This window comes from Sphingopyxis sp. (assembly GCF_051861155.1).
GTDB lineage: Bacteria > Pseudomonadota > Alphaproteobacteria > Sphingomonadales > Sphingomonadaceae > Sphingopyxis.
Genome location: NZ_JBHYDE010000006.1, coordinates 279,020 through 288,102, shown reverse-complemented (window position 1 = coordinate 288,102; position 9,083 = coordinate 279,020). Strand labels below are relative to the sequence as shown.

General features: G+C 64.3%; 6 protein-coding genes. 2 read left to right on the top strand and 4 right to left on the bottom strand.

Annotation, left to right across the window (positions count from 1 at the left end; translation table 11 throughout):
- The 3 genes from ACTIFP_RS13105 to ACTIFP_RS13095 form a co-directional block, all read right to left on the bottom strand.
- Positions 1–233: ribonucleotide-diphosphate reductase subunit beta (locus ACTIFP_RS13105; protein WP_439569147.1), on the bottom strand; the 233-nt coding region annotated here is incomplete at its 3' end.
- Positions 234–596, bottom strand: coding sequence for a hypothetical protein (locus tag ACTIFP_RS13100; protein WP_439569146.1), 363 nt, complete (start codon positions 594–596; stop codon positions 234–236). It abuts the gene before it with no gap.
- On the bottom strand, positions 587–2,527 hold the full coding sequence (locus ACTIFP_RS13095) for a ribonucleoside-diphosphate reductase subunit alpha (RefSeq protein WP_439569145.1): 1,941 nt from the start codon (positions 2,525–2,527) through the stop codon (positions 587–589). The genes ACTIFP_RS13100 and ACTIFP_RS13095 overlap by 10 nt, the downstream gene beginning before the upstream one ends.
- A 473-nt stretch (positions 2,528–3,000) precedes the next feature.
- Here ACTIFP_RS13095 and ACTIFP_RS13090 point away from each other — a divergent pair, with 473 nt between their 5' ends.
- Entirely contained in the window at positions 3,001–4,707 is a 1,707-nt protein-coding gene (locus ACTIFP_RS13090; protein ID WP_439569144.1) for an Hsp70 family protein, read from the top strand.
- Entirely contained in the window at positions 4,704–6,410 is a 1,707-nt protein-coding gene (locus tag ACTIFP_RS13085; RefSeq protein ID WP_439569143.1) for a hypothetical protein, read from the top strand. Before ACTIFP_RS13090 ends, ACTIFP_RS13085 begins: the two co-directional genes overlap by 4 nt.
- A 288-nt stretch (positions 6,411–6,698) precedes the next feature.
- Here ACTIFP_RS13085 and ACTIFP_RS13080 read toward each other — a convergent pair whose 3' ends face one another.
- Positions 6,699–8,990, bottom strand: coding sequence for an EAL domain-containing protein (locus ACTIFP_RS13080; protein WP_439569142.1), 2,292 nt, complete (start codon positions 8,988–8,990; stop codon positions 6,699–6,701).
- Between the last annotated feature and the right edge of the window lie 93 nt (positions 8,991–9,083).

The following is a 9,083-nucleotide window of genomic DNA, read 5'->3' as shown; positions in this document are numbered from 1 at the left end:
TATTTGTCGTGGTAGCAATCCTGCACCTCGATATCCGCCTGGGTGAAGAAGCGGAAAATCTGGGTGAGCAGGTTGCGTTCATGGTCGCTGATCTTCTGCGCCCAGTCGCGGCAATCCTCGCCCAGCGGCACTTCCTCGGGCACCCAATGGATCTGCTGCTGGCGCTTCCAGAAATCGAACGCCCACGGGTATTCGAAGGGCTTGTAGGTGTTGCGGGCTTCGAGAAGAGGCATCTACTTACTCCACTGCGTCGTTCGGGCGCGCTTGCGCCGAAAGTGATGAATCCAGGACCAGGCCACCGCGACGATAACGATCGTCGGCATCGACCATAGCCAGACAAACAAACCTATTTCGACTGCGCCCCCGGAAAGCAGGTCGGGGCTGCAACCATATTTCTTTATCATCCCTGCGAGCCGGCGACCTTCATGATCACAACTGCCGGGCCACACGGCGGATACCATCAGGGCGACGCCGATCACGACATAGGCCAGCGTGGCGCCCATCAATATCCAGAATTTCCCTGTGCCAAGTGCCTCATGGCTTTCACGCAGCTCCGTGATGCCAAAAGTGTCGGCGAGGAAGCTTTTTACTGACAAGCAAGACACTCGTCGTAATCGGTGGTCTGCAGCTCGTACACCGGGGCTTCGGCGGTGTTGTCGGCCTCGACCCCGCCCGCGAAGCCGGCGCGCTGCACCGATTTCGAGCGGAGATAATAGAGCGATTTGATGCCGAGTTCCCACGCGCGGTAGTGGAGCATGAGCAGATCCCATTTCTCGACGTCCGCCGGGATGAACAGGTTCAGCGACGCCGCCTGGTCGATGTAGGGGGTGCGGTCGGCGGCGAGTTCGAGCAGCCAGCGCTGGTCGATCTCGAAGCTCGTCTTGTAGCAGTCCTTCTCGTCTTGGGTCAGGAAGTCGAGGTGCTGGACGCTGCCGCCTTTCTCGAGGATCGAGTTCCAGATATTGTCGCTGTTCTTCGCCTTGTCGACGAGCAAAGCCTCGAGGTGCGGGTTGCGGATCGAGAAGCTGCCCGAGAGCGTCTTGTGCGTATAGATGTTCGCCGGGATCGGCTCGATACACGCGCTGGTGCCGCCGCAGATGATCGAAATCGACGCGGTCGGCGCGATCGCCATCTTGCAGCTGAACCGCTCCATCACGCCCTGATCGGCGGCGTCGGGGCAGGGGCCGCGTTCCTTGGCGAGCAGCATCGACGCCTGATCGACCTGCGCGCGGATATGCTTGAAGACGCGCAGGTTCGACGACTTCGCCATCGCGCCCTCGAACGGCAGGCCGCGCGCCTGGAGGAAGCTGTGGAAGCCCATGACGCCGAGGCCGACACTGCGTTCGCGGCTCGCGCTGTATTTGGCGCGCGCCATTTCGGGCGGGGCACGGTCGATATAATCCTGCAGGACATTGTCGAGCATGCGCATGACATCCTCGATGAACATCTTGTCGCCGTTCCACTCGTCCCAGGTTTCAAGGTTGAGCGACGAGAGGCAGCAGACCGCGGTGCGATCGTTGCCGAGATGGTCGCGGCCCGTCGGCAGCGTGATTTCGCTGCACAGGTTCGAGGTGGTGACCTTGAGGCCAAGATCGCGGTGATGCTTGGGCATCATGCGGTTCACCTGATCGATGAAGATGATGTAGGGCTCGCCGGTCGCGAGGCGCGTTTCGACGAGCTTCTGGAACAGCGAGCGCGCGTCGACGCTGCCGCGCACGCTCTGGTCCTTGGGGCTGCGCAGGTTGAATTCGCCGCCGTCGCGCACCGCCTCCATGAACTCGTCGGTGATCAGCACGCCGTGGTGCAGGTTGAGCGCCTTGCGGTTGAAGTCGCCCGAGGGTTTGCGGATTTCGAGGAACTCCTCGATCTCCGGGTGGCTGATGTCGAGGTAGCAGGCGGCCGAACCCCGGCGAAGCGAGCCCTGCGAGATGGCGAGGGTCAGGCTGTCCATCACGCGGACGAAGGGGATGATGCCGCTGGTCTTGCCGTTGAGCCCGACGGGTTCGCCGATGCCGCGCACGCTGCCCCAATAGGTGCCGATGCCGCCGCCGCGGCTGGCGAGCCAGACATTTTCGTTCCACGTCTCGACGATGCCTTCCAGGCTGTCGGGGACCGAATTGAGATAACAGCTGATCGGCAGGCCGCGGCCGGTGCCGCCGTTCGAGAGCACGGGGGTCGCGGGCATGAACCACAGCCGCGAGATATAGTCGTAGAGGCGCTGCGCATGCTCCTGATCGTCGGCATAGGCCGACGCGACGCGCGCGAAGAGATCCTGGTACGATTCGCCGGGGAGGAGATAGCGGTCCTCGAGCGTTTCCTTGCCGAAGTCGGTGAGCAGCGCGTCGCGGCTTTTGTCCGTGACGATGTCGAATCGACGCGCGTGGACCTTGGCCTCGCTGCTGTCGTTAAGCTTGGCGGCCGGCGCCGCTGCAGGCGCCGATTCGGTGGCGACAGGCGCTTCGTTTTTCGTCAGTTCCATCGTCGCCACGTCGCTCGTCTCCACCCGTTCCGTTTCCCGAAAATCCATCTTGTTCGCCCCCGATTTCCACTGCGCCGCGGCGCATATGTTCCTGTCTTGTTCGACTCGGGACGAAGCCCCAGCCTAGCATCTATTCGAACCGCGGGGGCACATATTTTTGGCCGCACGAAGCAGTTTTCCGAGCCCATGTGAAACGGGCGACGGAAATCCGCCATTTTCGGCTAGCTACTAATGCTTGGGGTGCCCCCTCGGCTGACCCACCATCTATAGTGCCACGTCGGCGCCGCGATGCAAGACAGTAAATGACGGATTAGAGACTCGGTTCGTCGATATTTTGATTCGTCTCGTCGCTGCCGATGCCCGAGTTGGGCGCGCCGCGCCAGCCTTTCTGCGGGATTGCCGACGCGGGGGGTGAAGCGACCGGACGGCAGAAAAAAATTTGTCCCGGATCGGCCGCTTCCCAATCGCCCCGCGAGCGATTAGGTCGGCGTGAAGAGAAGCGCGCGGGGGAACAAGGTTTTATGCTGGTCGGCATCGATCTGGGCACGACGAACAGTGCCGTCGCGGTATGGCGCGACGGCGCGGCCGAGCTGATTCCCAATGCGGTAGGCGAACTGCTCACCCCCTCGGCCGCCAGCGTCGGCGACGACGGCGCGCTGCTCGTCGGGATTGCCGCGCGCGAGCGGCAAGCGACGCACCCCGGGCAGTCGGCGGCGATCTTCAAACGCCGCATGGGCACCGCCGAAGAGGTGAAGCTGGGCAAGCGCAGCTATCGCCCCGAGGAATTGTCGGCGATGGTGCTGCAATCGCTGAAGGCCGATGCCGAGGCGTTTCTGGGCGAGCCGGTGACCGGCGCGATCATCACCGTCCCCGCCTATTTCAACGATCGCCAGCGCAAGGCGACGCGGCGGGCGGGCGAACTGGCGGGGCTGACCGTCGAACGGCTGATCAACGAGCCGACCGCGGCAGCACTGGCGTATGGCATCCACGAGCTGGAGGAGGAGCGACCGTTCCTGGTGTTCGATCTCGGCGGTGGGACGTTCGACGTGTCGTTGGTCGAGATTTTCGACGGGGTCATAGAGGTACGCGCCTCGGCGGGCGACAACCGGCTGGGCGGCGAGGATTTCAACGCGGCGATCGTCGCTTTGGCGCGCGAGGCGCTGGGCGACGCGCTCAAAGCCAAGCCCGCCGAGGCGGCGATGCTCGACGAAGTGCTGCGTGCCGCCGCCGAGCGTACACGCCGGGCCTTGTCGGAAAGCGACAGCGCGCCGTTCCAGATCGTGTGGAAGGGCGAGGCGCTGGCGTGCGACGTCACCGGCGCTGCGTTCGAGGCGCGGGCCGAACCGCTGATCGACCGGCTGCGCGACCCGGTGCTGCGCGCACTGCGCGATGGCAATGTCCGCGCCGACACCCTATCCGAAATCGTCCTGGTCGGCGGCGCGACGCGCATGCCGCTGGTCCGCCGCGCGGTGACGCGCATGTTTGGGCGCTTTCCCAATTCGCAGATTAACCCCGATCATGCGATCGCACTGGGCGCCGCGGTGCAGGCGGGGCTGAAAAGCCGCGACGCTGCGCTGAAGGAAATCCGGCTGACCGATGTTTGCCCCTTTACCTTGGGGGTCGATACCGGACACCGCGACGCTGGCGGCAAGGTGACGACCGGCCTTTTCGCGCCGATCATCGAACGCAATACGGTGATCCCGACAAGCCGCAGCGAAGTCTTTTCACCGATGGAGGCGCACCAGCAGGTCGTGAGCTTTGGCATCTATCAAGGCGAATCGCGGTTCGTTGCGCAGAACGTCAAACTCGGCCAGCTCGACGTCCCGCTGCCCAAGGATCATCGCGGCCAGATCGGCATCGACGTTCGCTTTACCTACGACGTCAGCGGCCTGCTCGAAGTCGATGTCGAGGTGCCGGGAACCGGGATGCGCCGCCAGTTGGTGATCCGCGACGAGGAGGATCGCGAAAGCGAGGCCGATTTCATCAAGCGCCGGAAACAGCTCGAAGCACTGAAGATACATCCGCGCGATCAGGCCGCCAACGCCGCGACGCTCGCGCGCGTGAACCAGCTGTTCGAAAACCGCCTGGGCCATGAACGGCAGATCGTCGGCGAATGGATCGCGCAGTTCGAAGCGGTGCTGGCGCGGCAGGATCCGCGCGATATCGACGCGGCGCGCGCCGAACTCGACAAGGCCATCGATGCCATGGACGGCGAGCAATATCTGTGAGCCGCCGCCGACCGCCGTGGAGCTCGCTGGGCATCGACCCCACGGGCGACGAGCGGACGATCAAGCGCGCGTACGCAAAAAAGCTGAAAGCGATCGACGTCGAGGCGGAACCCGCGAAGTTCATCGCGCTGCGCCGCCAATATGACGATGCGTTGTGGCAGGCGCGCTGGGTCAACGATGACGATCACGATGAAGACGACGTCGATGACGGACTGGCCATCGAAGACGAAGGGTGCCATGGGCGCGCGGCGATGCCCGGCGGCGCTGGGCCGGCCGATGCCACGGCCGCCATAGCGACAACCGAGGCGCCGCCCATCGAAGTGGCGACTAGGCACGCCCAGCCCTGGCTCGCCCCCGAGATTAACCGCATCGAAGCCCGTTTCGCCGCGATCGAGCAGCTGTTGTGGGGCGAAGATGCAGGCCGCGATGCGGCAATCGACCGCGAGACGCGCGCGCTGTGGGACGACCCTGCGCTTGAATCGGTCGATGCCGCGCGCGATGCCGAATATCGGCTGGCGCAGCTGGTGCTCGACCATGGCGTCGCGGCGCGTTTCCTGCTGCGGCTGGCGAGCTGGCATTATGGCTGGGCCCGGCGCGCGCAGCTGGTCGGAACCGAATGGCCGGTCAGCGAGGTCGGGCCGCGGGCAGCCGCCGAAAACTGGATCGCCCGTGTCGAGCAGGGCGAGGTCTATAATCAGCCAAAGACGGTCATCGACGAGCTTGAGCGGGCGCCGAGCGGACGCTGGTGGCGCGACTATTATCCGAAACGGCGGATTGCGGCCTTCCTCGGCGAACTGCGCCAGCGATTTCCCGAGGGCGAATATCGTTTCGATCCCGACGTCGTCGATGCCTGGGATGCCATCCGCAATCCCGGTGTGCCGTGGGGGTCGCTGGTTGCGCTGCTGCCGCTAAGCTGGGTCGCCTTGTTCCTGATTCCCCGGCTGAGCGGGAGTGAGGGGTGGGACAATCCGATCCTTTGGGGCGTCCTCCTTGGCGGCGTCGTTTGCGTCGTTGGCGGCCGCTGGGCGATCGGTCGCTTGCGGTCGCAGACGCCGACCCGCTACGGCGGGCCGCTTTCGGCGCGGCAGGCCGCTGTCCTTGCCGCCATGCTGGGGCTTTTTGCCGTGAGTGCTGTGCTACCCGCGGCGCCCGCTATCGGGATCGGCTTTGCGCTCGCGGTGGCGGCATTGCTGCCGTTCACCGGCGCCAGATTGCCGCGCGCAGACGAGACCGACCCGCTGCTGCTCGGCCTGTTCAATGCCCGCTACCTGGTGATGGCGGCAGGGCTGTTCGGCTTTTTCGCGATCGGCGAGGCGCCGCACTGGAGCCAGGCGGTTGCGCCCGGGCTGGCGCTGCTGATCGCGCTCCACCTGCTGCGCGAACGCCTTGTTGCGAGTTGGGAAGCACTGCCGGGCGCGATGTTGAGCATCGTTCGCGCGGCCTTGCTGATCGTCGCCGTCCTGCTGTGCGGCGCCGGGATCGCCTCGCATCCGCACTATCCCGAGCTGGCGGTGCTGGCCGGTGTACTCCTGTTGCTGGCGCAGGATTCGGCAGCCAATGCCTGGCGAGCGCCGCTGTCGAGCGAATATTATTTCGCTTACATCGTGCTGATGGCGGTGATGGCGGTGTTCCCGCTTCAGGTCGTCATGGCCATGGTCGTGCGCCGCTTGAGCGACCGGCTGATCAATTCCGAGCCCGACTGACCCGCGCAGCGCAGGCCTGGAAAACACCGGGCCCAAAAGACGCCCGCTCAAAGAAAACGACAGGCAAAGAAAAAGGGCCCCGGACGTGTCCGAGACCCCTTTCTATTTGATATTCGGATTAAGCTTCGCCGCCGCCGTTGCCGGAACCGCCGCCGCCCATCCATCTCCAAAACCAACCCATAAGATATCTCCTGTCGGCACTGCCCACGAAGAACAGTTAACGGAGCATATACCATCTTTGGTAAGGTAAATCGAGTCTTAACCATAAAATTGCCGCCAATCTGGCAGCTATCCGGTGCGGTTTTGCGCGGGGTTGGCGAGGGTGGCGGTGAGTTCGGAAAACAATTGGGGTTTTCCAAGATGATAGCCCTGTCCGACGTCGCAGCCGAGCTGGCCCAGAAGCACCATCGTTTCGGCATCTTCGATGCCTTCGGCGACCGCCACCGCACCCAGGCGATGTGCTAGGTCAATGGTGGACTTAACGACTTCGAGGTTGCGTTGCGAATCGCGCATCGTCATCACGAATCGCTTGTCGATCTTGATTTCGTCGGCCTCGATTTCGGTCAGATATTCGAGGTTTGACTGGCCGGTGCCATAATCGTCGATTGACAGGCGGATGCCGGTGCGGCGGAGCTGCGCGAGCGTCTGGCGGGCCTGGCGGCTGTTTTCGATCTGCGCGGTTTCGGTGATCTCGATCGTCAGGATTTCGGGCGGCAGATGATGCGCGGTCAGCATCACGCGGATCGTCCCGACCAGGTCGCTGTGATCGAGCAGTGCCGCCGACAGGTTGACCGACATGTTGATCCGCATCCCGCGCTCGCAAAGCTGCGCCGCCGAGCGGATCGCCTGATCCATGACGAACAGGGTGAGGCGATAGATGTCCTGGCTCTTTTCGGCCTGGACGATGAACTCGTCGGGCGGGATCGGACCACGCGTCGGGTGGGTCCAGCGGGCGAGCGCCTCGACCCCGACCAGCCGCTGCGTCGCGATTTCATATTGCGGCTGGAACGCTACCCAGATGTCGCCGCCGGTCAGCGCGTCCTCGAGCTGCGAGTGGAAGGAGAGTTGCCAGCCGGCATCGTCCTTTTGCCGCGGGACATATTTGGTCCACAGCGCCCGGGTGCGGATCGCGCGTTCGGCGGCGACAAGCGCGGCGGCGAGCCGCTGGGCGTTCGATCCTTCGAACTCGTCATTGACCCCGAAGGCGATGGCGACATCGACGCGCAATTCGCCGATGGTCAGCGGCGCGTTGAACAGCGCGGCGAGGCCGGCGAGCTGGCCTTCGATCTGGCTGTGCTGATAATAGGGCACGAGCCACGCGAAAGTGCCGTCGAGATCATGGTGGAGCGTCGTGCCCTGCGACGCCAGTTGCAGGCGGCGGGTGACCTGTTCGACCAGCTTGCCGATGCCGTCGCCGGGGATGAAGGCGGCGAGATCTTCGAAATTGACGACCTTGGCGGCGACCACCGTCGCGCTGCCGAACGAGGCCTGGGTGCGCAGCGCTTCGAAATTGGGCAGCCCCGACACCGGGTTTTCGCGCTGAGCGGAGGAGCGGCGGCGGGTGCGCGAGACGTTGGCGCTCATCGCCGCGATCAGGAAGCAGGCGGCGCCGACGTGGATGGTGACCAGCGACATGCTGCCGACTACCTTGACCACCACGAGCGCGACGGCGAGGCCGAGCGCCGTCACGCCGTGCCAGCGGCCGCGCCGCCACGCCAGCGCGGCGAGCATCGCGACGAAAGCGAAGCCCAATGCCGGCAGCCAGCCGATGTCGACCGGCTGGCCGCGCTTGAGCGCTTCGCCGGCGATCAGATGGATATAGGCACCGTGAACCTTGTCATGGCCGGGCAGATAATGCTGGTCGGGGGAGGCGGCCGAGGCGGGTGCGAAAATCACGTCCTTGCCGCGCAGCCGTTCGGGATCGAGCTTGCCCGTCATGACGTCGATCGCGCTATATTGGGTGATGGTGTCGGGGTCGTAAGACAGGTCGAGGGCAAATTTGCTGGGGCTATCGAGCGGGCGGTCCGCCAGCAGTGCGGCAAAGCTGGGCAGGATGCGCCCTTCGGCCTGCACGGCGAGCGGCACTTTCCACACCTGCCAGAATTCATATTCCCAGCCGATGAAGCCGCGCGGTGCCTGTGTCCCCAGGCTGGTATCGGGCCATTGCGGGGTGGTCGCGGTAGTCCCCTCGAAACTGGCCGACGGCACCGCGAGGATGATGCGATCGCCCATGTCGCGTACCGCCGCCGCGAATTGGGGGAAGTCGCGGTCGTTGACCCGGCGGCCATAGGAAAAATCGATGAACAGCCGCTTCGCCGGCGATGCGTCGATCGCGCGCACCAGCTGCATATGGTGTTTGATGTCGAACTCTTGATTGCTGATGCCCTGCAAGGTCTTGTCATCGAGCGCGACGATGACCGTGTCGCCCGATACCGCGCGCGTGGCGAGGCGGCTGGTCGCCATCGACGCCATGCGGTCGGGCAATTCGCCCGCACCGCTGATGCCGACAATCAGGCTGAGCAGCAGCGACAGGGCGATCGTGCGCCAGCTGATAATCAGACTTTGGACCGGAATGGGCACGCACGTCTCCAGCAATTGCCGGATGTGCCTAGTCCCAGATGGTTAGCATCGCGTTAATCATGAACAAATTCTTGCGCCGTCGCCGCGCCGAAA

Coding starts and splice junctions, on each gene's coding strand:
- ACTIFP_RS13095 (WP_439569145.1), bottom strand. CDS start 2,527: ATGGATTTTCGGGAAACGGAACGGGTGGAGACGAGCGACGTGGCGACG.
- ACTIFP_RS13090 (WP_439569144.1), top strand. CDS start 3,001: ATGCTGGTCGGCATCGATCTGGGCACGACGAACAGTGCCGTCGCGGTA.